Origin of the sequence: Bradyrhizobium sp. URHA0013 (assembly GCF_000518345.1) — a bacterium.
Lineage (GTDB): Bacteria > Pseudomonadota > Alphaproteobacteria > Rhizobiales > Xanthobacteraceae > Bradyrhizobium.
The window spans coordinates 526,115-552,927 of record NZ_JADK01000003.1 but is presented as its reverse complement, the minus strand read 5'-3'; the positions used below and the strand labels follow the sequence as shown (position 1 = coordinate 552,927).

Sequence of the window (26,813 nt, the reverse complement as noted above, 5' to 3'; positions counted from 1 at the left end):
AAGCGCGCATTCATGCGTAAAGCAGGCCGTACTCCGAAAGGGCTCGGCTGAAAGCCTCAACCGAGGTGTGGTGATGCACGAACAGGCCCGCCTCTCGCGCGCCGGCGACATTGACCATGAGATCGTCGACGAACAGGACGCTCTCCGGTGTGACGTCGAGCTCCGACAGACAGAGGCGGTAGCAGCGCGGGTCCGGCTTCGCCGTCTTGAACCGGGCCGAGGCGTAGATTCGCTTGCCGAACAGCGGCGGCAATTCCGGCAGCAGCGCAGCGATATTGTCGGCGACCAGCGTGGTGTTGTTGGTCAGGACGGCAATGTCGACGGTTTGACGCAAGCTGCCGGCAATCTCCAGCATCGCACGATCGGCCTGCATTGAACGGCGTCGCGCCTCGATCCACTCGTCCAGTGACAGCGGATAGCCGATGCGCTCGCCGAAACACCGCAAATAGTCCGCGGCGTCGAGAGTGCCGGAATCGCCGAGCAGCTCGAAGCCGCTGTCCCAGATCGCCTTGTGGACGGATTCGTTCGTGGTCCCCGCAAGCTTCGCCAGCCATGCGACACGCTTTGCCCTGTCGTAGTCGCAGAGGACATTGTCCATGTCGAAGAGGACGAGTTTGATTCTACCAGTCACAGCGGCACTCTCGGATTGGCCGAACATCCGGCCGTGATCCAAATCATAACGCGCTGGGGCGCAGGCGACAAATCCGGCGCAACGGTCGATCCGTCACGCGCTCTTGGCGGGCCAGGGAACGACCTGTCCCGACATCACCAGCCGGTCACGGCCGTTGTCCTTGGCGGCGTAGAGCGCGCGGTCGGCGGCGGCGACCAGCGTGCTGCAGTCCGCCGTGGTTTGGGATGGCAGACTCGTCGCGCCGCCGACGCTTGCGGTCACCAGGCGCGAGGGGGGACTTTGCGCATGCAGCATGGCGAGAACGTGCAGCGCCTTGCGAATCCCATCGCCGACCTCGGCGCAGCCCTCGGGACCGGTGTTCGGCAACAGCACGGCGAATTCTTCGCCACCGTAGCGCGCCGCGAGGTCGGCCGGGCGCTTGGTGTGCGCTGACAGAATCCGGCCCAGCGCGCGCAGGCATCCGTCGCCCGCCAGATGGCCGTAATGGTCGTTGAACTTCTTGAAATAATCGACATCGATCAGCAGGAGCGAGAGCTGCGTGCCGTCGCGCCTGGCGCGCGCCCATTCGTCCGCGAGACGCTCGTCGAATGTGCGCCGGTTGGCGAGGCCGGTAAGGCCGTCGGTCGTTGCGAGTGAGGCGAGCTTGTCCTGAAGATCCTTCTGCTCCGTCATGTCGCGCACCACCGCGACGACGCCGTCGATCTCGCCGCTGTCCGACGCCAGGGTCACGTGCAACGCCGCCTCCGCCCAGATCTCGCCCTTGTCGCGGTGACGCTGGCGATAGACGAACCGCGCCTCCTCGGCCTCGCCATTCCTCAGCGCGGCGATAGCCTGCTCGACCCGCTCCATGTCGTCGGCGTGAATGCCGGCCAGGGCCGAAGTGGACAGCAGTTCGTCGGACGACCAGCCCGTGATGCGTACGCACGAGGGGGAAACGTAGAGCAGCCGGTTGTCCAGCCCGATCCGGGTCACCATGTCGCTGGATTGCTCGGCTAACAGGCGGAAGTTTGCTTCGTTGACGACGAGGGCCTGGGCCATGCGCTGCCGCTGTACGAGCTGACGGACCAGGTAGAAGCCGATCACCGCGATCAGCAGCACGAGGCCGAGGACGAAGGTGGTGCGCGCTGCCGCGGCTTGCCGCCAGGGTGCCAGCACGTCGTCCCGCGACTTGCTCGCCAGCACCATCAGGGGATAGCGGCTGCTGCGTTGGTAATAGCTAAGCCGCTGGACGCCATCGAGCGGCGACTTGAAATAGTAGACTGCTGCGGCGGGACGACTTTCCCATCCCTTGAACAAGGGCGCGTTGGACAGGTCGCGTCCGACAAAGGCGCCGCTGTCGTCGCGGCTGCGCGCCAGCATGATGCCGCTATCGTTGAGCAGCGACGTCGAGCCGTTCGGACCGATGTCAAACCGCTCGTAGAACTTGACGAAATAGCTGACGTCGATCGTGAGCAGGGCAACGCCGGCGAAGCCGCCGTCGGCATCGTTGATCCGGCGGGACGCGGTGACGACCCATTGGCCGCCGGCTCGACTCTTCACGGGCGCTCCGATCAACGTGCCCATCTCGGGCGAGTCGCGATGACGCTGGAAGTATCCGCGGTCGCTGTTGTTGAGCTTGGAGAAGTCGAGCCGCTCGGTCGTGGCAAGCCACTGCCCGGTCGCGTCATAAACGAAGATGCCGCGGATGCGGTCCGACGATTTCCGTGTCGGCAGATAGGCCTGAAGCTTGGTAATCGTGTCCGGACCCGTGCCGTCGATTTCGAGCCGATGGACCAGCCCGACGAGGATCGTATCAACGAGTTCGAAGGTGTCGTCCGCGTGCTGGATCAGCGAATGCGCCAGATTGGCGACGTCGATCTCGGCGTTCTTGAGATCTGCATCGCGTGTTTCCCATTCACGCCAGGCGCTCAAGCCGAGGATGGCGAAGCAGGTCAGGATGACGAAACCCGCCGCCCAGAGCGGAAGGCGAGTCTTTCCGAGTTCGCGACCCGTGGTCATCAGGCTTGCTCCATTTCGGCGCAAACCTCTCACTTTGGCCTTAACGGGCTGTTGCAACATCCGCGCGGATTGTGCGCTTCCGGTCGGAACAGTCCTCGACAATTAACGGGCTATTGTCGAGCTAACCAGGCTGGCCTCGGGCGTCGGCTTCGCCCGGCCTTTCTGCCTCACTCATCCAGCGTGAAGCCGACGCGCAGCGTCACCTGGTAGTGGCGCACGGCGCCGTTCTCGATATGGCCGCGCGTTTGCACCACCTCGAACCATTTCATCTCGCGAACGGTCTTGGCGGCCCGGCTGACCGCGTTCTTGATCGCATCCTCGATCGAAGTCTCGGACGATCCGACCAGTTCCAGGATCTTGTAGACGTGATCCGTCTCGCTTGTGGCCATCACTATTCTCCCCTTGTGCTGTGGCGGGGCCGGATATGTCTGTCGCGGACAACTGGCGTCCGCGCGACATCCGGCCTCGACTCTGAACGGATGCCGGCGCTTCGAGTTCCGTCCCCGAGGGAGACCCGCCGGTCGCCTGCCGCGCGCGGTGCTCCATTTTTTATTAATGCACGAAAATCTGGATGGCGTGGGCGAGTGGCGCTCCCGAATTGGCGCGCGGTCGCGGGCCCGCTCTTGCCCGTCCCGATATGGGCGAGCTAACTTCAGCTCTTCCTCGGGCATCTTCGAAGAGTGGTGATGATCGCGCGTTGGACGAGGGGCGCTCTGGCTGCGATCGGTCTCTGCGTAGTGCCTGCGCCGGCCATCGCGCAGGACGATCTCGACGGTGCCCCGGTGAGCATGTCGCTGCAGGTCACGACCGATCCCTCCACCATCGAGTGCCGTCGGCTGGAGGAGGTCAATCCGGCCTCGCTGGTCTTCTTGCCGCTACGCCGGACCTTCAATGAGGATTTTGACGAGCATCCGCTGGCGAACGGACGCTGGGTGCCGCATTACGCTGGCGGTGCGGCCTGGCCGGAGGCGCGCTATTGGGGCGGCGACGGCTCCGAGTTCAAGCGCAAGACCAGCGCCAATGGCGAGCAACAGATCTATGTCGATCCGCGCTACGCCGGGCGCGCGGCGGCGCCGCTCGGGCTCGATCCCTTCAAGGTCCAGGACGGCGTGCTGTCGATCGTCGCCAGCCGCACGTCGCCGGGCTTGAAGCAGGTGCTGTTCGACAACGAGTACATCTCCGGGATACTGACGACCCAGGGCACGTTCGCGCAGAAGCACGGCTATTTCGAGATCCGCGCCAAGGTGCCGGTCGGACATGCGGTATGGCCGGCGTTCTGGATGCTGGCGGATGACGGCGGCTGGCCGCCGGAGGTCGACGTGCTGGAAGGCCGCGGCGAAAAGCCGGGTGATCTCGTGATGACGACACATTGGCGGATTCCCTCGACCCAGAAGATCCAGTCCTGCGGCTTCGACTTCGCGGTCGGCGACGCGTCGAGCGCATTCCATACCTACGGCGTGCTGTGGGAGGAGGATCGCTTGGTCTATTTCATCGATCGCAGGTCGGTGTCCGACATCAAGGTGCCGATCGGTTTCGACGATCCCATGTACATGATCGTCAATCTCGCGATCGGATCGAAATTCTTTCTCGGCGTCGGTCCGGTCGACGCGGAGTCGCCGCCTACCGTCGCATTCGAGATCGACCGGATTTCTGTCTATCAGATCGATCTGGAGCAGGCGCGCAGATAGCGAAGCTCGCTGATCTCTCCCGGCGTTGAGCGGCGCGAGTCGACGATGGACTGCCGAGGGCCTGCACGCCGACGCTACGGATCCAGCTCCGTATCCCAGTAGAGATAATCCAGCCAGCTGTCGTGCAGATAGTTCGGTGGGAACAGCCGGCCGTTACGGTGGAGCTGGTGCACGGTCGGCGCGAACGCGTGCTGGCGTGGAAACATCTTGGCCTGCACCGGCGTCAGATTGCCCTTGCGCAAATTACAGGGCGAGCAGGCCGCGACCACGTTCTCCCAGGTGGTCTGGCCGCCTTTGCTGCGCGGGATGATGTGGTCGAAGGTGAGGTCTTCGGGCGAGCCGCAATATTGGCAGGCGAAACGATCGCGCAGGAAGACGTTGAATCGGGTGAAGGCAGGGTGGGTGGTCGGCTTGACGAAGGATTTGAGCGAGACGACGCTCGGTAGCTGCATTTGCAGCGTGGGGCTATGGACCGCCTGATCGTAATGCGCGACGATGTTGACGCGGTCGAGGAATACCGCCTTGATCGCGTCCTGCCACGACCACAAAGACAGTGGGTAGTAACTCAGCGGCCGGAAGTCCGCATTCAGCACCAACACCGGCCAATGGCCTTGCGAGACATGTGCGTTCAAGTAACGCTCCTGGCCTCCAATGTACGCTGCGAAGCAGCACGTAACTGACATACTACATGCAGCGTGACGGGATTGTGAAGCCCGTTGAGCGACTTATTCCGGCGCAAGCAATGCGGCCGGGGGGTGGCAAAGCGCGAAAAACGCCGTGATTTCCAGGTCCGAGGCCGCGGAGGCAGCGTCGTCCTGACAGCGCGATGTGGATGTGCCGAGGCAGCTACTCCCGCACCCGCTCCAGCTTCTGCAAACATCGCGTCGCGCGCACCGCGGCCGGCATCTCCTCATCCGGAAAGCTGGTCTTCCAGTCGGTGACGCCGACCTCGCCGACATAGATGTCGCCCCTGGAATCCAGTGCAATGCCGTGCGGTGCCAGGAATTTTCCGCTCGCAACGCCCGGACCTGCCTCGCCGCCGAGCCGCGCGATGCGGTTGCCCTTGGCGTCCACGATCGACAACCGCGGGCCGAGATTGGGTACCTTGCGGTTGACCGCCAGGCCGGGGCCGAGTTCCCCGATAACGAAGGTCGGGCTCTTAGCCCCACCGCAACAGCATAGCGCACAAGGGCGGTGCAGATTGTTCCACTGCGTCTCGTACTTGCCGTTGCCGTCGAACACCTGAACGCGATGGTTCTCGCGGTCGGCGACATAGACAAAGCCGTCGGCATCGGTGGCGATGTTGTGCACGATGTTGAACTGGCCGGGGTCGGTGCCGGGCTCGCCCCAGCTTGTCATCAGCTTGCCGCCGGGCGTGAACTTGTGCACGCGCGCATTGCCATAGCCGTCGGAGACGTAGATTTCGCCCTTCGGCGACAGCGCGGTGTGGGTACAGCGGTGAAAGGGATCGCCGCTCATGAACGGCGACGGTTTCTCGGGAATGCCGATCGTCAGCAGCACCTTGCCGTCTGTGCTGCACTTGCGCACGGTGTGGTCGCCGTCATCGGTGCAATAGAGATTGTCGTCGGCATCGATGTGCAGGCCATGGGCGCGCGAGAACAGGCCTTCGCCCCAACTGCGCAAGAAATTGCCCTCGCGGTCCAGCACCACCATCGGATGGGCCCCGCGGTTGAAGACGTAGACGCGGTCCTTGCTGTCGACGGCGACCGAAGCGACGTCGGTGAGCTGCCATCCGTCCGGCAGCTTTGCGAAATTTTCAACGACGCGGTAGCGGTGCTCGCCGGTGCCGAGAATGGCTGGCATGGGTGTTCTCCTCTTATTGGTGTCGGCGATGCGCGATCGTTTCCACACTGTCATTGCGAGCGCAGCGAAGCAATCCAGACTGTGTCCGCGGAAAGACACTGGATTGCTTCGCTGCGCTCGCAATGACGAGGAGGCTCAAATCGCGCCCGCCTCACGCCCCAAAATCCCTTCCTCGATCGCCTTGATCTGGAGCGCTAGATATTTCGAGTTGATCCGGCATTGCGCGAGGCTGCCGGCGATGAACCAGAGGCCGGGCTGCCTGGTGCGTGCATACATGTTGCGCAGCTCGAGGCCGTCGCCAAAGCCCCAGATAGGGCCGACCCGGTCGACGACGCCGTCGCCGAACAGTTTCCGCACCAGATATTCCTGCGTCTTGTAACCGGTCGAGAGCACGATCAGATCGGCGGCAATAGTCGCGCCGTCCTTCATCCGGGCGCCCTCGGTGACGAAGCCCTCCATCTCGGAAAACTGCCTGAGCTTGATCGCGCCCTCGACGATGAGGTTGGAGCAGCCGACGTTGAAATAATAGCCGCCGCCACGGGTGAGATATTTGAACTGCCAGCCGGTGCCGGCCTCGCCGAAATCGAGCTTGAAGCCGACGCGCCGCAAGCCGTCGAGCAGCTCCTTGTCGAGCTGCTTCGACTGCTCCGTCAGCATCACATGGGTCTTCTTCGCAAGCGGTGTCGGCATCGAGGTCGCGATCAGATCGTTGTCCTCGAGCGTGCCCTCATTGTAGGTCGCATAAGCGAGTTGGGCCGACGGCTCGATATTGGTGACGAGCGTAGGTGAACGCTGCACCAGCGTCACTTCGGCGCCGCTGGAGTGAAGATCCTGCGCGATGTCGTGACCGCTGTTGCCGGTGCCGATGACGATGGCGCGCTTGCCGGTCCAGTGTTCGCCGTCCTCGTAGCGGCTCGAATGCAGCAGCGTGCCCTTGAAGTTGTCGAGTGTCGGGATGAAAGGCACATTGGCGATGCCGCTGACACCGGTTGCCATCACCACATGGCGCGGGTGCATGGTCCGTTTGCCACCGTCAGCACGTCGCAACGTGACGGTCCAATTGCCCTTGGCATCGTCATAGGCGCCCCCTTCGAATTCGGTGTCGGTCCAGAAGTTGAGCTCCATCGCCTCGACATAAGCTTCGAACCAGTTGGCGAGCTTGTCCTTGGGAATATAGGTCGGCCAGCTCGGAGGAAACGGCATGTAGGGCAAATGATTGACCTGCACCTGGTTGTGCAGGGTCAGCGCGTGGTAGCGCTTGCGCCAATTGTCCCCGATCCGTGCCTCGCGATCGACGATCAGGCTGTCGATCTTCAACTGCTTCAGCCGCGCCGCAATCGCGAGTCCGGCCTGGCCGCCGCCGACCACCAGCACGGTAGGATCGCGAGCGGCGTAGTCGCGCGAGGCGTTGCGCAGGTCGAGCCAGTTCGGTCCACGGAAGTCGCGCGAATAGGCCTGGCCGCGCGGCCGCGAGGTGCCGAGCTGCTCCTCGAAGCCCTTGAGCTCGTCGAGCGCGGTGAGGAGCGTCCACGCTTTCAGGCGGTCGCCGTCGGCGGCGTCGGGTACGAGCCGGACGATGCCGCTACCACGGCCGATTGCGGTCTCGAAATTGAAGATGGCTTCGATAGTGTTGGTCCCGGCACGCGTGACCCAGCGCGGTGGCGCCCGGTTGGGCGCGATCTTGAAGCTGCCCGGTGCGACCCGTGCGGCGAGCGTTGTCAGCTCCCGCTTGATCGAATCGCCGCCTGCGATCGTTTGCAGGTTCCAGCTGAGTGCCAGCGCGTCGCGCCAATAGCTGTCGGCGAGGAAAAGACTATCCAGCCCAGCGCCATCAGGTGCGCCAAGCGTGCGCTCAAATTCGTCGAGCCAAGCCTGCGCGGATGCGGCAATATCCTTGGTCCTGTCCAGCATGCGCGACCTCGTGCCGTCTTCGCGGCGTTTCCTCTAGGGTCGAAGGCTATACTGGAAGGAGGGGTATCGAAAGCGCTTTACCCGAGCAGCGAAAGCATGTGGCCCTGCTCAGGCGGAATACGCCGGTGAGCGCTGCGAGATGCCCGCCGCACGCTCGCGGAACGAGAGAGGTGTATGACGAAAAAGGCTCCACCTGAGTGGAGCCTCCTCGTGCTGTCGTTTTGGTTCGCGGATCCTTATCTGCCCCGCATCCCATTGCCGTACAACTCGCGCTCACGGCCGACATCGTCAGGCGACAGCGGCGGGCTTGCGGCATCGAAGCCGTTCCAGCCGGATTTTTGCCAGGCGGTGCTCCGTTCCTGCAGGTTCACGGCCTTTTCGTGCAGAAGAGCATCGAGCCGTGAGCGGTCCTGGTCGGGGACCCGCGCCGATACCAGCGTTCCGCCACGACGGACGCCCTCCGCGTAGCGCGACGCATCGTCCTTGGAGACGCCGGCTTCGGTCAGCGCGCCGACGATGCCGCCCGTCGCGGCGCCGGCCGCGGCACCAACTGCGGTCGAAGCCAGCCATCCGGCGGCAACCACCGGTCCGAGTCCCGGAATGGCCAGCAAGCCGAGTCCTGCAAGCAGGCCCGCCGCGCTTCCGAGGCCCGCGCCGATGCCGGCACCCGTGCCGGCGCCTTCGGCGCGATCGTCGACGCCGTCGCGATCGCGGTCGACCTTGCCGGTGGATGAGCCGTACCAATTATCGGAATTGTTCGCGACGATGCTGATGTCGGAGTGCGGCACGCCCGCGGCCTCCAGGCGGCTGACCGCACGTTCCGCATCCGAATAGGTGTCATAGAGTCGAGAAATGGTGGTGGTCATGTTTTATCCTCCTTACTTGGCGGGGTTCACGTTCCCTTGGAAATCGACGCTCACGTCCGCCTTGGTCCCGGCCTTGTCGGCCTTGCCGCGCCAGACGCCGTTGTCGTCCTTTTGCAGGCCGGAAACATTGGAATAGCCCGCGCCCTCGATCTTCGACTTCGCCTGTCCCTCGGTGAAGCTGTTGCGGCCTGCGACCGGTGCGTTGGAGTTGTTGTGATCAGAGCTGTTGACCGCATTGTTGCCCGGGCCGCTTTGTGCCTTTTGCGACTGCGCGCTTACGGGTACCGATCCGAGCAGCAGGAGAGCCGCAGCGAGCGAAATTAGACGAGACATAGTTTATCCTCCGGCAGTGATTGTGCCGGTCGATAACAGACGAGATTCGAATTGGTTGCTCTTCCATTTTGCGACGGAAGCGCGCGTCTTCAAATTGCTCGATATTGAAGAGGCCCAGGAACGATTGCCACTCGTTCCCGTTAATACGGTCTCGCACTCTCGGACGCGTCGCCTGTTTTCACGTCGCCCAATAGGGCTCCCGCAGCTTGCGCTTGAAAATCTTTCCCGTTGCCTCGCGCGGCAGCGCGTCGCGGAATTCGACGTCCTTCGGCACCTTGAAATTGGCAAGCCGCTCGCGCAGGAACGATCGGACAGCGTCGGCCGAGAGCCCGGCATCCGATTCAGGCTCGACAAAGGCGCACAGCTTTTCGCCGAATTCCGCGTCGGGTATGCCGAACACGGCACAGTCGCGCACGCCGGGCATTCCGATCAGCGCGTTCTCGATCTCGGCGGGATAGATGTTGACGCCGCCGGAGATCACCATGTCGCGCTTGCGGTCGCACAGGAACAGATAGCCGTCCTCGTCGAGGTAACCGACGTCGCCGACGCTGACGAGGCCGTCGCGGCCGGCCTCGGCCCTTGCCTGCGTCCTGCCGTGATAGTCGAAATCGGGCACTGCCGTCTGGCGCATGTAGATTTCGCCGACTTCGTTGGCACCGCACGGGCTGCCGTCATCGCGGAAGATCCTGACGATGCCGCCTTCGATGGCGCGGCCGACCGTGCCGGGCTTTTTCAAGGCTTCCTCGGCCGAGTGCCAGACCGGGATCCCGGTCTCCGTGGAACCGAAATATTCGTTGATGACGGGTCCCCACCAGTTGATCATGGCGCGCTTGACGTCTGGCGGGCAGGGCGCGGCGCCGTGCACGACGAAACGCAGCGACGACAGGTCGTAACGCTGCCTGACCGCTTCGGGCAACCGCAGCAGCCGGACGAACATGGTCGGTACCATGTGAATGTGCGTGACGCGGTGGCGCTCGATCAGGGCCAGCAGCTCCTCGGCATCGAACCGCGCCTGGAGGATGATGGTGCAAGCGCTGCGGAACGCCAGCATGCCGTAGGAATGCGGCGCCGAGTGATACATCGGCCCGTTGATCAGCACGATTTGGTCTTCCCGCGGCTTGATGCCATAGGCGATCCCGCCCACGCGTTCCGAGGCGGCCGCCTGTTCGGGCTGCATCGGCATGCGCCGCACACCCTTCGGCATGCCCGTAGTCCCCGACGTGTAGATCATCGCTGCCGCCCGGCGCGGTGGCTCCTGCCCTTGCGGATGGTCGTCGCGCCAGCGGTCCCAATCGGTCAGTCCCACAGGGATCTCGGTCAGCTCCCGAGGGATCGAGAAGGTCGCCGCGAGTTCGGGCGGCGTCGCGACGACCAGGAGAAGGACATCCGCCGGTATGCCGTCGCGGATCTGCGGCAGCAAATCGGCATGACAGACGAGGATCTTCGCCCCGCTGTCGGCCAGGATGTAACGGACCTCCTCGGCTTTCAGATGCCAGTTGATCGGCACCACCGGACTGCCCAGCGCGGCGGAAGCGGCAACCACCTCGAACAGGGCGAAATCGTTGCGCAGCATCATCGCGACCGGCGCTGCCTCCGCAAGCCCCAGGGCACGGAAGCCGCTCATCGCCCGCTTGATCCGGGCCCGGATGTCGTCATAGCTGATCTGGCGTTCGCCGCTGATGATCATGGCGTCTCCTCATTCCGCTCGTCTAGCGATCATCCAGCACGTCGCCGAAGCCGACCCAGCTCTTGCCGTTGAAACGCCGGAGCTGAAGCTGCTGGAACGGCAGATAGTCGTCGGGGCCGGTCGCAACAGCCATTCCCGGCAGCAGCAGCGGCAGCTTCACATCCTTCAGCGAGGCCGCCTGGCGCATGATGTTGTCGCGGCTGACATCGTCCTTGCACGCCTTCAGCACGGTCATCAGCAGCGTGGCATAGTGATAGCCCGCGGCGTAGTTGGAGTTGGAGAGGTCCGCGGTCGGCATGTAGCGCTTCATGAAGGCGAAGTATTCCTTTACGCCGGGATCGTCGGCCCATTGCGGGTCCATCGTGTCCTTCTGGTTGCTCGACGAGATCAGACCGACCGCGTTGTCGAGCCCTGCCGGTTCCAGGAAAGAGATCGACGACGCCGAGGTCGGCACGAAGAACAGCTCCGGCTTCCAGCCGATCTCGGCCACGCCCTTGACCATCTGCGAGGTGAACTTGCCGAGCACGACGCCGAACAGCACGTTGGCGCCGGAGGCCTTCAAGGTCGAGAGCTGCGAGCTGATCGTCGGCGCGCTGGTCTCGTAGCTCGCTTCCGCGATGATCATGCTTGCGGCCTTGGGCCCGAGCGCGCGCTTGAACCCCGCGACATAGTCGCGGCCGAAATCGTCGTTCTGCGAGAGGATCGCGATCCTGGCGTCGGGCTTGGCCTGCAAAATGTATTTGGCATAGACCACGCCCTCGGATTCGTAGGCCGCCATGCCCGGCATGGTCCACGGGTTCTTCTGCGGATCGGCCCATTTGGTGGCGCCGGAGAGCACGAACAGCTGCGGCACTTTCTTGGCGTTGAGATAGCGCTGCACGGCGCTGTTGGTGGCGGTGCCGAGCGAGCCGAACATCATCAGCACCTCCTCTTGCTCCACCAGCTTGCGGGTCTGCTCAACGGTCTTTGGCGGCGAATAGGCGTCGTCCAGCGTGATGAACTTGATCTTGCGGCCGTTGATGCCGCCTTCGGCATTGACCTTCTCGAAGAACGCTTCCTGCGTCCGTCCGATCGCGCCGAAGCCAGAGGCCGGACCGCTGTAGGGCAGGGTCTGCCCGATGCGAATCTCGTCGCTGCCTTCGGCATGGGCACTGCCGCCGGCGAGCGTCAGCAACGACATGCCGATCAGTGCGGCTGCCAGCTTCATGGTGTCCTCCCGTTTTATTGTCGTTCCGAGTCGTCAGGCGCTGGCGCGCATCAGGAAATCCTGTCGGGCCTGGTCGAATTCCCGTTTCATCCGGTCGACGAGCTCGGCGACTGGCGGCGCGTCTGCGATCTGGCCGATACCCTGGCCCGAGCCCCAGATGTCGCGCCACGCCTTGGATTTCATGTTGCCGCCGGAGCCGAAGTTCATCTTCGTCTTGTCCGCGGCCGGCAGGTTGTCCGGATCGAGCCCGGCCGCGGCGATCGAAGGGCCGAGATAGTTGCCGTGCACGCCGGTGAAGAGGTTGGTGTAGACGATGTCGTGGGCGGCGTGCTGCGTCAGGGCGGATTTGTAGGCTTCGTCAGCATTGGCTTCCTTCGTCGCGATGAAGCGCGTGCCCATATAAGCGAGGTCGGCGCCCAGCGTCAGCGCGGAGGCGATTGCGAAGCCATCGCTGATTGCGCCCGACAGCAGGATCGCGCCGTCGAACCATTGCTTGACCTCACGTACCAGCGCGAAAGGCGAGAGCGTTCCTGCATGTCCTCCAGCGCCGGCGCAGACCAGGATCAGCCCGTCGACGCCTTGCTCGGCCGCCTTGCGCGCGTGCTTGACGTTGATGACGTCGTGGAACACGAGGCCGCCGTAGGAATGCGCGGCCTCGACGAGCTCGGCGGGCGGTCGCAGCGAGGTGATGATGATGGGCGCCCTGTGCTTCACACAGGTCTCCATGTCCTTCATCAGCCGGTCGTTGGAGGCGTGGCAGATCTGGTTGACGGCGTAGGGTGCGACCTTCTTGCTGGGATTGAGCGATTTGTATTCGCCGAGTTCGTCCTCGATGCGGCTCAACCACTCGTCGAGCTTTTCCACCGGACGGGCATTGAGCGCCGGAAACGAGCCGACGATGCCGGCCTTGCATTGGGCGATCACCAGCTCAGGGCCCGAGACGAGGAAGAGCGGCGAGCCGACCACGGGCAGCTCGAGCGAATCCTTCAAGAGAGCGGGCAGCGCCATGATGTCCTCCCGGAAAACGCAGCCCGCCGGCGGGCGGATGACGTGGCGTTTCCCTTTGATCGTCGCGGGCGAGTTGCCGCCCATGTTTCACTTCACGCCATTATAGGGGTTGGAGTGCGGCCTCCCATCGTTCAATATTGAACGGATGACTATTCAGATTTGAACAGAGGCCGCTCATGGACTGGGACCTTTGCAAGACCTTCGTCGCGGTCGCCGATACCGGCAGCTTCACCGGCGCGGCACGCCGGCTGCACAGCAGCCATCCCACCGTCAGCCGCAAGATCGCGGCGCTGGAAGCCCAGCTCGGTACCAGGCTGGTGGCGCGCGCCGCCGACGGCCTGGCGCTGACCGCGGAGGGACGGACGCTGCGCGAGCACGCCGAGGTGATGGCGGCGGCCGCGCTGCGGGCGGAGACGGCAGTCTCGGCCGGAGGGCACAAGGCGCGCGGGACCGTCAAGCTGTCGATCGGCGCGACGCTGGCCTCACATTGGCTGATGCCGTGCCTGCCTGCGTTCCTGCGCGCGCATGATCACGTCCAGCTCGAGGTCATCACCCATCCGTTTCCGGCCAGCGTACGCCGGCGCGAGGCGGACGTGGTGCTGCGGCCTTTCGACAGCGGCGAGGAAAATCTGGTCGGCCGCAAGGTCGGCCGTCTCGGCACCGGATTCTACGCCTCGCGCGAGTACGCCGGCGGGCGGTCCCTGCCGGAACGGCGCGGCGAGTGGAAGGGGCACAGCGTCATCGGTTTCGCCGATCAGGCCTCCAATGCCCAGCTTGCGCGCTGGAGCGACGTCGTCACGCGTCAGGCCAGGGTGGTGATGCGCTGCTCGTCGCAGGGCGACATGCTGGCGGCGGTCCGCGCCGGACTCGGAATCTCCGCCCTGTCGTGCTTCGTCGCCGAAAGCTATCCCGATCTCGTGCGTGTCGCGCCCCAGAAGCTCGCCAGCATCGCGGACCTGTGGCTGCTCGCCCATCCCGACCTCGTCGAACTGCCGGCGGTGCGGGCCGTCATCGACTTCGTCGCCGATTGCGCCCGGACCGATCGCGTTAGGCTGCGGGGCTAAGCTGATCCCGCGATGACGCCTTCGCGTTTTTTTACCGCGCGATAATAGCTCCACCACAGATGCGCCGCCGCGCCGCGCAGGGGGCGCCAGGGTTCGGCGAGCGGCGCCATCTGCTTCTCCGTCGGCCGCGCCTGCAAGCCGAGCCCGATGCGGATGCCTTCCTGCACCGCGAGGTCGCCGGCCGGCCAAGCGTCGCCATGGCCCAGGCAGAACAGCAGATAGACGTCTGCGGTCCACGGCCCGATGCCGGGCAGTGCGATCAGCGTGTGGTGCGCGGCATCGGCGTCTTCTTCTGCGAGCACGTCGAGGTTCAGCCGCTGTGCGGTGATCTCGCGCGCGAGATGTTTCAGCGTCTTGATCTTGGCGGCGGACAGGCCGAGCCGCCCCAGCCGGTCAGTGCGGGCGCGGCGGACCGCCTCGTGGTCGAACGGATCGAACGCAGCCGACAGCCGTCCCCAGATCGCCGCGGCGCTCGCGGTCGAGAGCTGTTGCCCGCAGACGATGTGGGCAAGCCCCGCAAAGCCAGGCTCGCGCCGCCGCAACGCCGGCATGCCGGCAGTCGCCAGCACCGGCTTCAGGCGCGGGTCGCGCTTGACCAGCGCATAGACGGCCTCTTCGAGATCGGATTGGGTTTCGAGGTGGATGGTCATCGCTTGCTGAACTCGTTGTGCGCGGACTTGACCCGCGCATCCATCTCCTATCGTAACAGAGTGTTGGAAGATGGATGATCGGGTAAGCCCGGCCATGACGAGATTTGTGCATATGTCGCCACCCGTTTTCCGATTTGCCCCCAGTCCGAACGGTTTTCTGCACCTCGGCCACGCCTATTCAGCGCTGTTGAATTCCGACCGCGCGCGCGAGACCGGTGGGCGGCTCTTGCTGCGGATCGAGGACATCGACGCGACGCGTTGCCGGCCGGAATATGAGACAGCGATCTACGAAGACCTCGCCTGGCTCGGCATCGCCTGGGAGACGCCGGTGCGGCGGCAGTCGGAGCATCTCGACGCTTATCGCGCGGCGCTGGACAGGCTCTCGGCGCTGGGCCTGGTCTATCCCGCCTTCGAAAGCCGCGTCGAGATCGCGAGGCTGGTTGCGGTGCGTGAAGCGGATGGGCCTTGGCCGCGCGATCCTGACGGCGCGCCGCTCTATCCCGGCGACGCCAGATCGCTGCCCGCCGACGAGCGCGACCGCCTCATCGACACCGGTGCGCCTTATGCGCTTCGGCTCGATATGGCGGCTGCCTGCCGCCGCGCCGCCGGCCTGAGCTGGAACGAACTAGGCGAGGGGCCCGATGGTGAGCGTGGTGTCGTTCCGGCGCGGCCAGAAGCCTGGGGCGATGTCATTGTGGCCCGCAAGGAGACGCCGACCAGTTACCATCTGTCTGTCGTTGTCGATGATGCGCTCCAGGACATCAGCGAGATCGTGCGGGGCCAAGACCTATTCCACGCCACTTCGGCCCACCGTTTGCTCCAGGTTCTGCTCCGCCTGCCGGAACCCGCCTACCGCCACCATGGGCTAGTTCGCGACCAGGGTGGCCGGAAACTGTCGAAATCAACCAGCTCGACCGGCCTTCGTGAACTGCGCGCTGCCGGCGCCACGCCGGCCGGTATCCGCCAGCTGGTGGGATTAGATTAAGTTTCTCTGGGGGTTAGCCAAACGCCGCCGTGACTCCGGGTGTTCCGCCGTGCCATGCTCACCTGACGGCCCGGGGTTCGAAGGGGATACTTCGAAGGGGAGTTATGGCGGCGAAAACGCGCGCAGCGCGCACTACGGGGACGTCCAAGCGATTGGCTCGGAAGCGCTCCGGGCCGACTGCCCGGTTGCGCAAGCGCAGCAACAAGCGGGTCGAGCCGGACGTCGTCCAGGCCGCGCTTGCCGCCTTTGCCCATGAGGTCCGCACCCCCCTGACCGGCATTCTCGCGATCAGCGACCTGCTCGCGACGTCGGATCTCGGGGAACGGGAAAGACGCTGGGCCGACACGATCAAGGCTGGGGCCGAGCATCTGGCGAACCTTGCCACCCTGTTCGTCGATGCCGCCCGAAGTGGCAAGGGGACGGGGAAGGCGGTCGGGGGTGGAAGCTCGCTGCGGCAGGATTTGTTCGACCTGCGGACGCTCGCACGGAACGCCGGCGATTCGCTGGCCGGTCGCGCCGCGGCCAAGGGTCTCCAGGCCGAGGTCGATATCTCGGAGAAGCTGCCGGGGCTGGTGGTCGGTGATCCCGTTCGCCTGCGCGCCGCGCTCGAGAACCTGATCGACAATGCCGTGAAGTTCACCGAGCACGGCGGCGTGGCGCTCACGGTCGCGCCTTGGCGTTCCGCCAAGAGCAAGAGCAACAGCAAGAGCAACACCAAGAGCAAAGGCCAAGCAAAGAGCAAAGGCAGGGTCGGAATCGCCTTCGCGGTGTCCGACAGCGGCATTGGCCTCACCATGGCCGAGATCAAGCGGCTGTTCCGGCCGTTTACCCAGGCCAATGTCACCATTGCCTCGCGCTTCGGCGGCGCCGGCCTGGGCCTGTCCTCGGTGAAGCAATTGGCGCGCGCGATGGGCGGCGACATCACGGTCGCCCCTCGGCTCGGCGGCGGCGCCACCTTCACGTTGACGGTGTCGGTGGATGCCACGGGATCGGGCAAGTCCAGCAAGTCGAAGGGCGAAGCCGAGATGGATGCGGTCCCGGCACTGCGCTTGCTCAGCGTCGAGGACAATCCGTTCGGCCGCGTCGTCCTCAACACCATCCTGACCGAGCTCGGCCATCATGCCGAGTTCATCGGGCGCGGCGAGGATGCGGTGAACCGGCTCGCGCAGGGCGCCTTCGACGCGGTGCTGATGGATATGGTGCTGCCGGGCATCAATGGCGTCGAGGCGATCAGGCGGATCCGCACCATGGCGACGCCGCTGGCTCAGATCCCCATCATCGGGGTGTCCGGCCGCGGCGAAGACGAAGTCGCCTCACGCGAGGCCGGCGCCGACGCCTTTTTGGTCAAGCCTGTGTCTCCGCGGGCGCTAGCGACTGCGCTGCTTGCAGCGACACGCCGTGAGGAAGCCGCGACTTGATGATCGCGGCGTTGAGCTCGCCGCCGAAAACGAAGATCGCCGCGATGAAGTACAGGAACACCAGCGCGATGATCACCGAGGCGAGCCCCGCATACATCGTCACGTAATTGTTGGCGAAGCGCGCCAGATACTGCCCGAACACGATGCCCGAGATCAGCGACGCCACGATGGTGAAGACGATGCCGGGCAGGATCTGCAGGAACCGGCGCCGTCCCGCCGGCAACCAAGTGTGCAGGATGATCAGCGCCACGACCAGCGCGCCGACGGTGATGCCGTAGCGCAGCCAGGTGAGGATCCTCTCGTTGGACTCGACGAACAGCGGAATGTGGGCGCGCGCGGCCTCGATGAGCAGCGGCCCGAGCACGATCAGGAATGCCATGGCGAGCGCGGTGATGGCCGCAATCAGCGTGTAGGCAATCGATTCCAGCCGTAGCCAGTACCAGGGCCGCATCTCCACGACCGCATAGGCGCGGTTCAGTGCGACCCGCAGCGCCTCGACGCCGTTGGAGGCGAAGTAGACCGACAGCACCGCGCCGATGGTGAATAGGCCGGTGCGGGTCGTGGTCAGCACGTCGTGGACTTCCCCCGAGATCGAATCCGCGACCTGCTTGGGCCAGACCTGGAGCATCAGGCTTGCGGCCTGGTCCGCGAGTTCCTTGGAGCCGAAGAAGCCGGCGAGCGAGGTCAGCACGATCAGGAACGGGAACAGCGCCATCAGTGTCGACAGTGCAATGTGGCTCGCGATTGCCCAGCCATCGTCGGCCAGGAACGTGTAGAACGCGTCCATCGCGACGACGTAGATGGCACGGATTGCCTTCACGCACCACCTGCACTGCTGTTGTCGTTTCCTCTTCCCGCGCGGGGGAAACGCATTCCGACCTCTCGCCGCAGGCGGGGAGAGGCGAAGAGGACGGGTAATTCGCGCAAATCCAGATTCATCCAGCTAGCTTCTGATATTATTGGCTTAAAAGCCAGATCGGGAACGCCATGGCGGACCGGCGCGGAGGGTGTTATTTACCCTCGAATGGCATCTCTTCTGAGTACTTTCATCCTGCCGATCGCGGTCGGCGCCGTGGCGTTGGTGCTGCTGCTAGGTCTCATCAACATGATGCGCGGCGGCTCGCCCAGCACCTCGCAGAAGCTGATGCGCTGGCGCGTGCTGCTTCAGTTCGTGGCGATCGTCATCGCGATGGTCACGGTGTGGGCGATGGGGCGTTAACATGGTCGTGCTCAACCGCATCTACACGAAAACCGGTGACGACGGCACGACAGCGCTCGGCTCGGGCGAGCGCCGGCCGAAATACGATCTGCGCATCGAGGCCTATGGCACGGTCGACGAGACCAATGCCGCGATCGGCGTGGTCCGGCTTCACACCAGGGATGCGCCCGAGCTCGACGCGATGCTTGGCCGCATCCAGAACGATCTGTTCGACCTCGGCGCGGACCTCGCGGTGCCCGAACGTGAGGGCAAGGCGGAGCGGCTACGAGTGGTGGCGAGCCAGGTCGAGCGGCTCGAGCGCGACATCGACGCGCTCAACGACAGGCTGGCACCCCTGACCTCCTTCGTGCTGCCGGGCGGCACGCCGGCCGCCGCCTACCTCCATATCGCTCGTACGATTTGCCGCAGGGCGGAACGCGTGATGGTGGAACTGGCGGCCCGGCCGGAAGAGCCCGTTGGTGCCGCTGGCATCCAGTATATGAATCGCCTGTCGGACTTCCTGTTCGTCGCGAGCCGCGCCAGTAACGACGAAGGCGCCGGCGACGTGCTCTGGGTTCCGGGCCAGAATCGCTGACCCATCAGGCGGCGCATTTCTGGGCGCCAAAATTAGACCCCTTCGCGCGTTGACCGGGCCGGATCAGGCCTTTAGGTTCCGCGCCAGTTGATAACCCCCTCCCAGATTGAGTGAAAGAGGATCGATGAAGGTCTTGGTGCCGGTAAAGCGGGTGGTCGATTACAACGTCAAGGTCCGCGTCAAGAGCGATGGATCGGGTGTTGAACTCGCCAACGTCAAAATGTCGATGAACCCGTTCGACGAAATTGCGGTCGAAGAAGCGCTGCGCCTGAAGGAAGCCGGCAAGGCGACCGAAGTCGTGGTGGTCTCCATCGGACCGGCGCAGGCCTCGGAAACGATCCGCACCGGTCTCGCCATGGGCGCCGATCGCGGCATCCTGGTGAAGGCTGAGGGCGCGGTCGAGCCGCTCGCCGTCGCCAAGATCCTGAAGAAGATTGCCGACGAAGAGCAGCCGGGCCTGATCATTCTCGGCAAGCAGGCGATCGACGACGACAGCAATCAGACCGGCCAGATGCTGGCCGCGCTGCTCGGGTGGTCGCAGGCGACCTTCGCCTCGAAGCTCGAGGTTGAAGGCAGCGACTTCAAGGTCACCCGCGAAGTCGACGGCGGCTTGCAGACCGTGAAGCTGAAGGGACCGGCGATCGTCACCACCGATCTCCGTCTCAACGAGCCGCGCTATGCCTCGCTGCCCAACATCATGAAGGCCAAAAAGAAGCCGATCGCGGACAAGACCGCTGCCGATTACGGCGTCGATCTCACCGCGCGCCTCGAGGTTCTCAAGACGACCGAGCCGGCGGGCCGCAAGGCGGGCGTCAAGGTCAAGGACGTCGCCGAGCTGGTGTCGAAACTCAAGAACGAAGCCGGGGTGCTCTGATGACGACGCTTCTGATTGCCGAACACGACAATGCGTCGCTCAAGGATGCGACCAACAAGGCCCTGACCGCGGCGGCCGCGCTCGGCGCGGACGTCGAGGTTCTGGTGGCCGGCGAGAACGCCAAGGCTGCAGCGGACGCGGCCGCAAAGCTTGCCGGTGTGAAGAAGGTGCTGCTCGCCGACGGCGCGCTCTACGCGCACGATCTGGCCGAGCCGCTGGCCGCGCTGATCGTCTCGCTGGCACCGTCCTATGACGCCATCGTCGCGCCCGCGACCTCGCGCTTCAAGAACGTGATGCCGCGCGTCGCGGCCCTGCTCGACGTCATGCAGGTCTCGGAAATCACCAAGGTGGTCGCTCCCGACACCTATGAGCGTCCGATCTACGCCGGCAACGCCATCCAGACGGTGAAGTCGAAGGACGCCAAGAAGGTCATCACGGTGCGCACCTCCACCTTCGCCGCAGCAGGTGAAGGCGGCAGCGCGTCGGTCGAGAGCGTCGCGGCGGCGGCCGATCCGGGCCTGTCGTCCTTTGTCGGCGAGGAAGTCGCAAAGAGCGACCGTCCCGAACTGACCTCGGCCAAGATCATCGTGTCTGGTGGCCGCGCCATGCAGAGCCGCGAGAATTTCGCAAAGTACATCGAGCCGCTCGCCGACAAGCTTGGCGCCGGCGTCGGCGCTTCGCGTGCGGCGGTGGATGCGGGCTATGCGCCGAACGACTGGCAGGTCGGCCAGACCGGCAAGGTCGTGGCCCCCGAGCTCTATGTCGCAGTCGGCATTTCCGGCGCGATCCAGCATCTGGCCGGCATGAAGGACTCCAAGGTGATCGTCGCGATCAACAAGGACGAGGACGCGCCGATCTTCCAGGTCGCCGATTACGGCCTGGTCGCTGACCTCTACCAGGCGGTTCCGGAGCTGACGGCCGAACTCGGCAAGCTCGGCAAGTAAAACGCGCTAAAACACCGGCTGGAGCTATAAACTCCGGCCGGTGTTGCTTTTTGAGGCGTTTTCTTTGGCGCGGGACACGCCTTCGAAGCGATCCAATCTAGGTTTCGAGGCCGGGTTCTGATTAAATCAGACCTCCCGGCTCAGGGGGATAGGCAGGCGCGGTTGATAGCGCGCCGTTCCGGTGGATGACATTATGGCGGCAGTAATCAAGAAGGTCGGCGTGATCGGCGCGGGGCAGATGGGCAATGGCATCGCACATGTCGCTGCGCTGGCCGGCTTCGACGTGGTGCTCAACGACATTTCGACCGACCGCCTCAAGTCAGGCATGGCTACGATCAATGGCAACCTGACGCGCCAGGTCTCCAAGAAGGCCGTTAGCGAGGACGACAAAGCCAAGGCGATGGCGCGTATCGTGGCCGGCGAGAAGCTGGACGACCTCGCGGACTGCGATCTCGTGATCGAGACCGCGGTCGAGAAGGAAGAGGTCAAGCGCAAGATTTTCCACGATCTCTGCGCGGTGTTGAAGCCGGAGGCGATCGTTGCCTCCGATACCTCCTCGATCTCGATCACGCGGCTCGCCGCCGCCACCGACCGGCCCGAACGCTTCATCGGCATTCACTTCATGAATCCGGTGCCGTTGATGGAACTGGTGGAGCTGATCCGCGGCATCGCCACCGACGACCAGACCTTCGAGGCGTCAAAGGAATTCGTCGGCAAGCTCGGCAAGCAGGTCGCGGTCTCCGAGGATTTCCCGGCCTTCATCGTCAACCGCATCCTGCTGCCGATGATCAACGAGGCGATTTACACGCTGTATGAAGGCGTGGGCAATGTCGAGGCGATCGACGCGGCGATGAAGCTCGGGGCGCACCATCCGATGGGCCCGCTGGAGCTCGCCGATTTCATCGGCCTCGATACCTGCCTGTCGATCATGCAAGTGCTGCATGAGGGCCTCGCCGACTCCAAGTACCGCCCGTGCCCGCTGCTGGTGAAATACGTCGAGGCGGGCTGGCTCGGTCGCAAGACCCAGCGCGGTTTTTACGACTACCGCGGCGCCAAGCCGGTTCCGACGAGATAAGCCGGTCTCGCGCCCCGGCTCTGCGTCGCGTCATTGCATGGCGCGCCGCGTCCGGAACACGGACAAAGCCCACCTAGGGCGTTTCGCGGCAATTCATGTCCCGTTAATCGCTCGCGTCTAGGTTACGGCCGGTACGAGGGTTTGCGTAATGGACATGATGGCGATGGTCAGCAGCATGCTGGCCTCTCAGCAAGGCGCGCTGCAGTCGAATATCTCGGCGACGCTGATGAAGCAGAACGCGGACGCGGAGAAATCCACCGTCCTGACGCTGCTCGGCGCCGGACAGCCCTCGCTTGCCAATGTCGGCGCCGGCGTTGGCAGCAACCTCAACGTCACCGCCTAACATCATCGCTTAGAACGACGCGGCGGCTTTGCCCGTCGCAGCCCGGATCAGCTTGAGCGCATCCTCGCTCGCCCATTCCGCCGGCCCCGCGATCGTCGCGATCTCGCAGCCTTGAGGATCGACCAGCACCGAGGTGGGCATGCCCAAGGCTCGGCCTATCGCCTTAAGATCCTGAAAAACCTTGGCTTTCTGATCGTTGAAATAGCCGAGCCTGATAAGATTGGCCTCTTTCAGAAACGTCTTGGGCTTCTCGGGGTCCCGGGTGTCGATATTGATGGCCACCACCTCGAAATTCGGACCCGAAAGCTTGCCCTGGAGCTCGTCCAGCGCCGGCATTTCCTTGCGGCAGGGCACGCACCAAGTGGCCCAGAGATTCACCAGCAGCGTCTTGCCGCGGAAATCCGACAGCTTCTTCGGCCTGCCGTCGGCGTCCTCGAAGGCCAGGTCCGGCAGCTTCAGCGGTGCGGTCGCCATGGTCAGCGCCGCCACCTCGCCATGGGCGAGCGGGGCGATCTTCTGTGCCGTGTTCACCGCCGCCCGGCAGGCGGGATCGTGGGATGGGGACCGGCCCAGGCCGAGCCCGTACAGCGCGGCAAAGCCAGCCAGGCCCCCGACCACGACGGTAGCGATGACGACGGGGATGCGGCGCGTGGCCGACCGTGCTTTCGTTTGGTCGAGCCTGTCGTTGGGGTCGAGCATATCGTTTGTCATCCGGTCGCAGATATGGCTATCAGAGGCCTCTTAATACGGCTGGCAGCCGTCAGCAAACGTGCGGCGGCGACAGGCAAGGCGTGAGCAGGGGATCATGAGCAACAAGATGTGGGGCGGCCGGTTCTCGGAACGCCCCGACGAGATCATGGAAGAGATCAACGTCTCCATCGACGTCGATCGTCACCTCTTTGCCCAGGACATTGCCGCGTCCAAGGCCCACGCCGCGATGCTGGCCGCACAGGGCATCATCACGGCCTCTGATGCGAAAAATATCGGCAAGGGTCTAGACACGATTTTGTCAGAGATCGGCAAGGGCGGCTTCGAATTCAAGCGCGCGCTCGAGGACATTCACATGAATGTCGAGAGCCGCCTGTCCGAGCTGATCGGCCCTGCCGCCGGCCGCCTGCATACGGCGCGCTCGCGCAACGACCAGGTCGCGACCGATTTCCGTCTCTATGTCCGCGATGTCCTCGATGAGACCGACGCCGCGCTCGCCGCATTCCAGCGGGCGCTGGTGGAGCGCGCGCTGGAGCATGCCGGGACGGTCATGCCCGGCTTCACGCACCTGCAGACCGCGCAGCCGGTGACCTTCGGCCACCATCTGCTCGCCTATGTCGAGATGGCCGCGCGCGATCGCGGCCGTTTCCAGGACGCGCGCAAGCGGCTGAACGAATCCCCGCTCGGAGCTGCAGCGCTCGCCGGTACCTCGTTCCCGATCGATCGTCACGCCACGGCGAAGGCGCTCGGTTTTGATCGTCCGATGGCTAACTCGCTCGATGCGGTTTCCGATCGCGACTTCGTGCTGGAGACGCTGTCGGCGGCCTCGATCTGCGCCGTGCACATGTCGCGCTTTGCCGAGGAGATCGTGATCTGGACCTCCCCGCTGGTCGGCATGATCCGCCTCAGCGACAAGTTCACCACGGGATCCTCGATCATGCCGCAGAAGCGCAATCCTGACGCCGCCGAGCTGGTGCGCGCCAAGACCGGCCGTGTGATCGGCGCGCTCAATGGGTTGCTGATCGTGATGAAGGGCCTGCCGCTCGCCTATCAAAAGGACATGCAGGAGGACAAGCAGGGCGCGATGGAAGGCTTCGCTGCGCTGTCGCTCGCGATCCGCGCCATGACCGGCATGGTCCGGGATCTCGTACCTGATGAAGCGAAGATGAAGCTTGCTGCAGGCGAGGGCTACGCCACCGCGACCGATCTTGCCGACTGGCTGGTGCGGACGTTAAAGATGCCGTTCCGCGAGGCCCATCACGTCACCGGCCGCATCGTCGCGAAAGCCGCCGAGGGCGGCGTGGCGCTGCACGAGCTCCCGCTCAAGGAGATGCAGGCGATCGAGCCGAAGGTTACGAAAGACGTGCTTGGCGTGCTCTCGGTCGAATCGTCGGTCAAGAGCCGGACCAGCTTCGGCGGCACCGCGCCGAAGAACGTGGCGGCGCAGGCCAAGGCCTGGCTGAGGCGGCTGGAAAAAGAGCGAAAATTGGGCTGAGGGCAAAATTTCGCTTATGTTTCATGGTCATCCGGGTCTCGCCAGAGCGCGCCAATCTCTGTATGGTGCGCCGCGCGTAGTGGGGATTTCGTCGTGACGTCAAAGTTTCGCTCGGCCGGCTCGGGGTGGGCCATCATTGTCTTGAGCCTGACGGCGCTCGCGCTTGCCGGCTGTGGCCGCAAGGGCCCGCTGGATCTGCCGCCGACCGCTTCGAGCGCGTCCACAGCCAACGTCGCTCCGCCGACCGACACCGAGGCCGAAGCCCAGAGGACGCCGAGCGTGTTCAATCCCACCTATGGCGCGGACGCCGCACCGGCGGCGACCAAGGGCAGGAAGAAACCCTTTATCCTCGACCCGCTGCTGGACGAAAGACCCAGCCGATAGGCTGGGGCAACTGAGCCAACGCCATGAACCATTTTGACTATCGCAACGGCGTGCTGCACGCCGAGGCAGTGAACCTGTCCGAGCTGGCTGCAACCGTCGGCACGCCGTTCTATTGCTATTCGACCGCGACGCTCGAGCGGCACTATCGCGTTTTCACCGACGCTTTCGCGGGCGAGAAGGTGCTGGTCTGCTACGCCATGAAGGCGAATTCCAACCAGTCGGTGCTGCGCACGCTGGCCAGGCTCGGGGCCGGCGCGGACGTGGTCTCCGGCGGCGAATTGAAGCGCGCGCTGGCCGCCGGCATTCCGGCAAGCAAGATCCTGTTCTCCGGCGTCGGCAAGACGGAAGACGAGCTGCGCGCCGCGCTGGCCGCCGACATCCTCTGCCTCAACGTCGAATCCGAGCCCGAACTCGAGCTGCTGTCGCGCCTTGCGACCGAGACGGGCAAGACCGCGCGGATCTCGATCCGTGTCAATCCGGACGTCGATGCCGGGACGCACGCAAAGATCTCGACCGGCAAGTCCGAGAACAAGTTCGGCATCCCGATCGCGCATGCTCGCGAGGTCTATGCCCGCGCCGCGAAGCTGCCGGGCATCGAGGTCACAGGCACCGACGTTCATATCGGCAGCCAGATCACCGACCTCTCCAAGATGGAGATCGCGTTCCGCATCCTCTCCGAATTCGTGCAGACGCTGCGTGCCGACGGCCACAACATCTCGCATGTGGATTTCGGCGGCGGCCTCGGCATTCCCTATTACATGGACCGCGAAGCGCCGCCGGCGCCCGATGCGTATGCCGCGATGGTCAAGCGCGTCAGCCACAATCTCGGCTGCACGCTGATGTTCGAGCCGGGGCGCATGATCGTCGGCAATGCCGGCATCCTGGTCGCCAAGGTGATCTATGTGAAGCACGGTGACGGCAAGAATTTCGTCATCATCGACGCCGCCATGAACGATCTGATCCGTCCGACGCTGTACGAGGCCCATCACGACATTCTGCCGGTGATGCAGCCTGCGAAGGGGGCCGCGACCATGATGGCCGACGTCGTCGGCCCGGTCTGCGAGACCGGCGACTACCTCGCGCTGGATCGCACGCTGCCGACGCCAAAGCCCGGCGACCTCATCGCCATCATGACCGCCGGCGCCTATGGCGCAGTGCAGGCCGGCACCTACAATACGAGGCCGCTGGTGCCCGAAGTGCTGGTGAAGGGCGACCAGTACGCCGTCGTGCGTCCGCGCATCGAGGTCGAGCAATTGATCGCGATGGATACGCCGGCGCCGTGGCTGTGAGGCTGTGATTGTTCACGATGAGCGCAGCTACCGCTGCGCCCATCGCTGCATTGACCCCTACTTCTTGAACCGGTCCTTGATTGCGGCGAGGCCGGAATCATAGACGCCGCCGAGGGCATCGACCGCTTCCTTCTCTCGCCCCGGGTCGGGCGTGTAGATGCCGGTCCATGTCACCACCGACGCGCCTTCACCCTTTGCCGTGACCTTGATGGTCGACTTGTACTGGCTCACCGGCAGTGGGCTCGACAGGAACGCGTAGGAATAGCTGTAGTCTTTGTCGTTCCGCGCAGTCTGCGTCTCCACGAACGAAGCCTTGCCGTCCTTGGTGACGAGCGTGCGGGTTGGCGGCGACTTGCCGTCCACAATGCACTGCCCAACCGGCGGCAGCCAATCCTTGATCGCGCAGAACGGCCCGATGACGGACCACACCTCGGCCGCAGCACTGCTGACCTCGATGCTCCTCGTCAGATTGGCTGCGGACGTCGGCATGACGCCGACGCCCAGGCCGAGGGTGCAAATCGCGGCGCTGCGAACCGAAACGAGCAATCTGGAAGCCGCTGAATCGTATTTCTTCATGGTAATCTCCTGTGTCCGGCGGGCCGTGATGGCGGCGGCCGGCTTGCCAATGCCGGTCGAAT

General features: G+C 64.4%; 28 protein-coding genes. 13 read left to right on the top strand and 15 right to left on the bottom strand.

Going from position 1 to position 26,813, the window contains the following annotated elements; translation table 11 throughout:
• Positions 1–10: 10 nt before the first annotated feature.
• From N551_RS0102730 to N551_RS0102720, 3 genes are all read right to left on the bottom strand, one after another.
• Positions 11–658 (bottom strand): HAD family phosphatase, encoded by a 648-nt coding sequence (locus N551_RS0102730; protein WP_027565637.1) that lies wholly within the window; start codon positions 656–658, stop codon positions 11–13.
• 66 nt (positions 659–724) lie between these two features.
• Positions 725–2,629: a sensor domain-containing diguanylate cyclase gene (locus tag N551_RS0102725; protein ID WP_027565636.1), complete on the bottom strand. Its 1,905-nt coding sequence runs from the start codon at positions 2,627–2,629 to the stop codon at positions 725–727.
• A gap of 167 nt (positions 2,630–2,796) precedes the next feature.
• Positions 2,797–3,018, bottom strand: coding sequence for a dodecin (locus N551_RS0102720; RefSeq protein WP_018453224.1), 222 nt, complete (start codon positions 3,016–3,018; stop codon positions 2,797–2,799).
• Positions 3,019–3,315: 297 nt separating this feature from the next.
• Between N551_RS0102720 and N551_RS0102715 the strand changes: the two genes are divergently transcribed.
• Positions 3,316–4,317, top strand: a complete 1,002-nt coding sequence (locus tag N551_RS0102715) for a family 16 glycosylhydrolase (RefSeq protein ID WP_027565635.1) — start codon at positions 3,316–3,318, stop codon at positions 4,315–4,317.
• A gap of 74 nt (positions 4,318–4,391) precedes the next feature.
• Here the strand turns inward: N551_RS0102715 and N551_RS0102710 are convergent, their stop codons facing one another.
• The 8 genes from N551_RS0102710 to N551_RS0102675 form a co-directional block, all read right to left on the bottom strand.
• Positions 4,392–4,949 carry an HNH endonuclease gene (locus N551_RS0102710; protein WP_007597381.1) on the bottom strand — a complete coding sequence of 186 codons (558 nt, stop codon included), beginning with the start codon at positions 4,947–4,949 and terminating at the stop codon, positions 4,392–4,394.
• 214 nt (positions 4,950–5,163) lie between these two features.
• Positions 5,164–6,141 (bottom strand): peptidyl-alpha-hydroxyglycine alpha-amidating lyase family protein, encoded by a 978-nt coding sequence (locus N551_RS0102705; protein WP_027565634.1) that lies wholly within the window; start codon positions 6,139–6,141, stop codon positions 5,164–5,166.
• 135 nt (positions 6,142–6,276) lie between these two features.
• Entirely contained in the window at positions 6,277–8,052 is a 1,776-nt protein-coding gene (locus tag N551_RS0102700) for an NAD(P)/FAD-dependent oxidoreductase (protein WP_027565633.1), read from the bottom strand.
• Between the two features lie 236 nt (positions 8,053–8,288).
• Complete coding sequence (locus N551_RS0102695) at positions 8,289–8,918, bottom strand: general stress protein (RefSeq protein WP_027565632.1); 630 nt, start codon at positions 8,916–8,918, stop codon at positions 8,289–8,291.
• A gap of 12 nt (positions 8,919–8,930) precedes the next feature.
• Positions 8,931–9,251: a PepSY domain-containing protein gene (locus tag N551_RS0102690; protein ID WP_027565631.1), complete on the bottom strand. Its 321-nt coding sequence runs from the start codon at positions 9,249–9,251 to the stop codon at positions 8,931–8,933.
• A 178-nt stretch (positions 9,252–9,429) separates the two neighbouring features.
• Positions 9,430–10,938, bottom strand: a complete 1,509-nt coding sequence (locus N551_RS0102685; RefSeq protein ID WP_027565630.1) for an acyl-CoA synthetase — start codon at positions 10,936–10,938, stop codon at positions 9,430–9,432.
• 22 nt (positions 10,939–10,960) lie between these two features.
• The gene (locus N551_RS0102680; protein ID WP_027565629.1) at positions 10,961–12,145 is read right to left on the bottom strand and encodes an ABC transporter substrate-binding protein; all 1,185 of its coding nucleotides are present in this window, start codon (positions 12,143–12,145) and stop codon (positions 10,961–10,963) included.
• Between the two features lie 33 nt (positions 12,146–12,178).
• Positions 12,179–13,153, bottom strand: coding sequence for a nitronate monooxygenase family protein (locus N551_RS0102675; protein ID WP_027565628.1), 975 nt, complete (start codon positions 13,151–13,153; stop codon positions 12,179–12,181).
• Between the two features lie 176 nt (positions 13,154–13,329).
• On the opposite strand from N551_RS0102675, the gene N551_RS0102670 reads away from it, so the two are divergent.
• A complete protein-coding gene (locus N551_RS0102670) occupies positions 13,330–14,217 on the top strand; it encodes a LysR family transcriptional regulator (RefSeq protein WP_027565627.1) in 888 nt (295 codons plus the stop codon).
• Here the strand turns inward: N551_RS0102670 and N551_RS0102665 are convergent.
• Entirely contained in the window at positions 14,214–14,867 is a 654-nt protein-coding gene (locus N551_RS0102665) for a DNA-3-methyladenine glycosylase (protein WP_027565626.1), read from the bottom strand. The genes N551_RS0102670 and N551_RS0102665 overlap by 4 nt on opposite strands.
• Before the next feature lie 112 nt (positions 14,868–14,979).
• On the opposite strand from N551_RS0102665, the gene gluQRS reads away from it, so the two are divergent.
• Entirely contained in the window at positions 14,980–15,852 is an 873-nt protein-coding gene (gene gluQRS / locus N551_RS0102660; RefSeq protein WP_027565625.1) for a tRNA glutamyl-Q(34) synthetase GluQRS, read from the top strand.
• Positions 15,853–15,956: 104 nt separating this feature from the next.
• Positions 15,957–17,270 carry an ATP-binding protein gene (locus N551_RS0102655; protein ID WP_027565624.1) on the top strand — a complete coding sequence of 438 codons (1,314 nt, stop codon included), beginning with the start codon at positions 15,957–15,959 and terminating at the stop codon, positions 17,268–17,270.
• On the opposite strand, the gene N551_RS0102650 is transcribed toward N551_RS0102655, so the two are convergent.
• Positions 17,197–18,090 (bottom strand): YihY/virulence factor BrkB family protein, encoded by an 894-nt coding sequence (locus tag N551_RS0102650; protein WP_027565623.1) that lies wholly within the window; start codon positions 18,088–18,090, stop codon positions 17,197–17,199. The two genes, N551_RS0102655 and N551_RS0102650, sit on opposite strands and share 74 nt — an antisense overlap.
• A 204-nt stretch (positions 18,091–18,294) precedes the next feature.
• Here N551_RS0102650 and N551_RS0102645 point away from each other — a divergent pair, with 204 nt between their 5' ends.
• From N551_RS0102645 to N551_RS0102620, 6 genes are all read left to right on the top strand, one after another.
• Entirely contained in the window at positions 18,295–18,489 is a 195-nt protein-coding gene (locus N551_RS0102645) for a twin transmembrane helix small protein (RefSeq protein ID WP_027565622.1), read from the top strand.
• A gap of 1 nt (position 18,490) precedes the next feature.
• Positions 18,491–19,063: a cob(I)yrinic acid a,c-diamide adenosyltransferase gene (locus N551_RS0102640; protein ID WP_027565621.1), complete on the top strand. Its 573-nt coding sequence runs from the start codon at positions 18,491–18,493 to the stop codon at positions 19,061–19,063.
• Positions 19,064–19,187: 124 nt separating this feature from the next.
• Positions 19,188–19,937: an electron transfer flavoprotein subunit beta/FixA family protein gene (locus N551_RS0102635; RefSeq protein WP_018453239.1), complete on the top strand. Its 750-nt coding sequence runs from the start codon at positions 19,188–19,190 to the stop codon at positions 19,935–19,937.
• The gene (locus N551_RS0102630) at positions 19,937–20,881 is read left to right on the top strand and encodes an electron transfer flavoprotein subunit alpha/FixB family protein (RefSeq protein ID WP_027514159.1); all 945 of its coding nucleotides are present in this window, start codon (positions 19,937–19,939) and stop codon (positions 20,879–20,881) included. The genes N551_RS0102635 and N551_RS0102630 overlap by 1 nt, the downstream gene beginning before the upstream one ends.
• Positions 20,882–21,074: 193 nt before the next feature.
• Entirely contained in the window at positions 21,075–21,956 is an 882-nt protein-coding gene (locus N551_RS0102625; RefSeq protein ID WP_007597339.1) for a 3-hydroxybutyryl-CoA dehydrogenase, read from the top strand.
• Between the two features lie 148 nt (positions 21,957–22,104).
• The gene (locus N551_RS0102620; protein WP_007615312.1) at positions 22,105–22,299 is read left to right on the top strand and encodes a hypothetical protein; all 195 of its coding nucleotides are present in this window, start codon (positions 22,105–22,107) and stop codon (positions 22,297–22,299) included.
• Between the two features lie 9 nt (positions 22,300–22,308).
• On the opposite strand, the gene N551_RS0102615 is transcribed toward N551_RS0102620, so the two are convergent.
• Positions 22,309–22,998 carry a TlpA disulfide reductase family protein gene (locus tag N551_RS0102615; protein ID WP_027565620.1) on the bottom strand — a complete coding sequence of 230 codons (690 nt, stop codon included), beginning with the start codon at positions 22,996–22,998 and terminating at the stop codon, positions 22,309–22,311.
• A gap of 106 nt (positions 22,999–23,104) precedes the next feature.
• Here N551_RS0102615 and argH point away from each other — a divergent pair, with 106 nt between their 5' ends.
• The 3 genes from argH to lysA all read left to right on the top strand — a co-directional run bounded on the left by argH (position 23,105) and on the right by lysA (position 26,175).
• The gene (gene argH / locus N551_RS0102610; RefSeq protein ID WP_027565619.1) at positions 23,105–24,502 is read left to right on the top strand and encodes an argininosuccinate lyase; all 1,398 of its coding nucleotides are present in this window, start codon (positions 23,105–23,107) and stop codon (positions 24,500–24,502) included.
• Positions 24,503–24,595: 93 nt separating this feature from the next.
• Complete coding sequence (locus N551_RS0102605) at positions 24,596–24,886, top strand: lipoprotein (RefSeq protein WP_027565618.1); 291 nt, start codon at positions 24,596–24,598, stop codon at positions 24,884–24,886.
• 23 nt (positions 24,887–24,909) lie between these two features.
• Positions 24,910–26,175 (top strand): diaminopimelate decarboxylase, encoded by a 1,266-nt coding sequence (gene lysA, locus N551_RS0102600; protein ID WP_027565617.1) that lies wholly within the window; start codon positions 24,910–24,912, stop codon positions 26,173–26,175.
• 57 nt (positions 26,176–26,232) lie between these two features.
• Here the strand turns inward: lysA and N551_RS0102595 are convergent, their stop codons facing one another.
• On the bottom strand, positions 26,233–26,751 hold the full coding sequence (locus N551_RS0102595; RefSeq protein ID WP_027565616.1) for an SRPBCC family protein: 519 nt from the start codon (positions 26,749–26,751) through the stop codon (positions 26,233–26,235).
• Between the last annotated feature and the right edge of the window lie 62 nt (positions 26,752–26,813).

Bases quoted from the DNA above. Each gene is read 5' to 3' on its own strand.
- N551_RS0102620 (WP_007615312.1), top strand. From the start codon at position 22,105: ATGGACATGATGGCGATGGTCAGCAGCATGCTGGCCTCTCAGCAAGGC.
- N551_RS0102680 (WP_027565629.1), bottom strand. From the start codon at position 12,145: ATGAAGCTGGCAGCCGCACTGATCGGCATGTCGTTGCTGACGCTCGCC.
- gluQRS (WP_027565625.1), top strand. From the start codon at position 14,980: ATGTCGCCACCCGTTTTCCGATTTGCCCCCAGTCCGAACGGTTTTCTG.
- N551_RS0102595 (WP_027565616.1), bottom strand. From the start codon at position 26,751: ATGAAGAAATACGATTCAGCGGCTTCCAGATTGCTCGTTTCGGTTCGC.
- N551_RS0102690 (WP_027565631.1), bottom strand. From the start codon at position 9,251: ATGTCTCGTCTAATTTCGCTCGCTGCGGCTCTCCTGCTGCTCGGATCG.
- N551_RS0102695 (WP_027565632.1), bottom strand. From the start codon at position 8,918: ATGACCACCACCATTTCTCGACTCTATGACACCTATTCGGATGCGGAA.
- N551_RS0102685 (WP_027565630.1), bottom strand. From the start codon at position 10,938: ATGATCATCAGCGGCGAACGCCAGATCAGCTATGACGACATCCGGGCC.
- N551_RS0102655 (WP_027565624.1), top strand. From the start codon at position 15,957: ATGGCGGCGAAAACGCGCGCAGCGCGCACTACGGGGACGTCCAAGCGA.
- N551_RS0102725 (WP_027565636.1), bottom strand. From the start codon at position 2,629: ATGACCACGGGTCGCGAACTCGGAAAGACTCGCCTTCCGCTCTGGGCG.
- lysA (WP_027565617.1), top strand. From the start codon at position 24,910: ATGAACCATTTTGACTATCGCAACGGCGTGCTGCACGCCGAGGCAGTG.
- N551_RS0102640 (WP_027565621.1), top strand. From the start codon at position 18,491: ATGGTCGTGCTCAACCGCATCTACACGAAAACCGGTGACGACGGCACG.
- N551_RS0102630 (WP_027514159.1), top strand. From the start codon at position 19,937: ATGACGACGCTTCTGATTGCCGAACACGACAATGCGTCGCTCAAGGAT.
- N551_RS0102705 (WP_027565634.1), bottom strand. From the start codon at position 6,141: ATGCCAGCCATTCTCGGCACCGGCGAGCACCGCTACCGCGTCGTTGAA.
- N551_RS0102625 (WP_007597339.1), top strand. From the start codon at position 21,075: ATGGCGGCAGTAATCAAGAAGGTCGGCGTGATCGGCGCGGGGCAGATG.
- N551_RS0102700 (WP_027565633.1), bottom strand. From the start codon at position 8,052: ATGCTGGACAGGACCAAGGATATTGCCGCATCCGCGCAGGCTTGGCTC.
- N551_RS0102730 (WP_027565637.1), bottom strand. From the start codon at position 658: ATGTTCGGCCAATCCGAGAGTGCCGCTGTGACTGGTAGAATCAAACTC.
- N551_RS0102635 (WP_018453239.1), top strand. From the start codon at position 19,188: ATGAAGGTCTTGGTGCCGGTAAAGCGGGTGGTCGATTACAACGTCAAG.
- N551_RS0102645 (WP_027565622.1), top strand. From the start codon at position 18,295: ATGGCATCTCTTCTGAGTACTTTCATCCTGCCGATCGCGGTCGGCGCC.
- N551_RS0102665 (WP_027565626.1), bottom strand. From the start codon at position 14,867: ATGACCATCCACCTCGAAACCCAATCCGATCTCGAAGAGGCCGTCTAT.
- N551_RS0102670 (WP_027565627.1), top strand. From the start codon at position 13,330: ATGGACTGGGACCTTTGCAAGACCTTCGTCGCGGTCGCCGATACCGGC.
- N551_RS0102720 (WP_018453224.1), bottom strand. From the start codon at position 3,018: ATGGCCACAAGCGAGACGGATCACGTCTACAAGATCCTGGAACTGGTC.
- N551_RS0102675 (WP_027565628.1), bottom strand. From the start codon at position 13,153: ATGGCGCTGCCCGCTCTCTTGAAGGATTCGCTCGAGCTGCCCGTGGTC.
- N551_RS0102715 (WP_027565635.1), top strand. From the start codon at position 3,316: ATGATCGCGCGTTGGACGAGGGGCGCTCTGGCTGCGATCGGTCTCTGC.
- argH (WP_027565619.1), top strand. From the start codon at position 23,105: ATGAGCAACAAGATGTGGGGCGGCCGGTTCTCGGAACGCCCCGACGAG.
- N551_RS0102615 (WP_027565620.1), bottom strand. From the start codon at position 22,998: ATGCTCGACCCCAACGACAGGCTCGACCAAACGAAAGCACGGTCGGCC.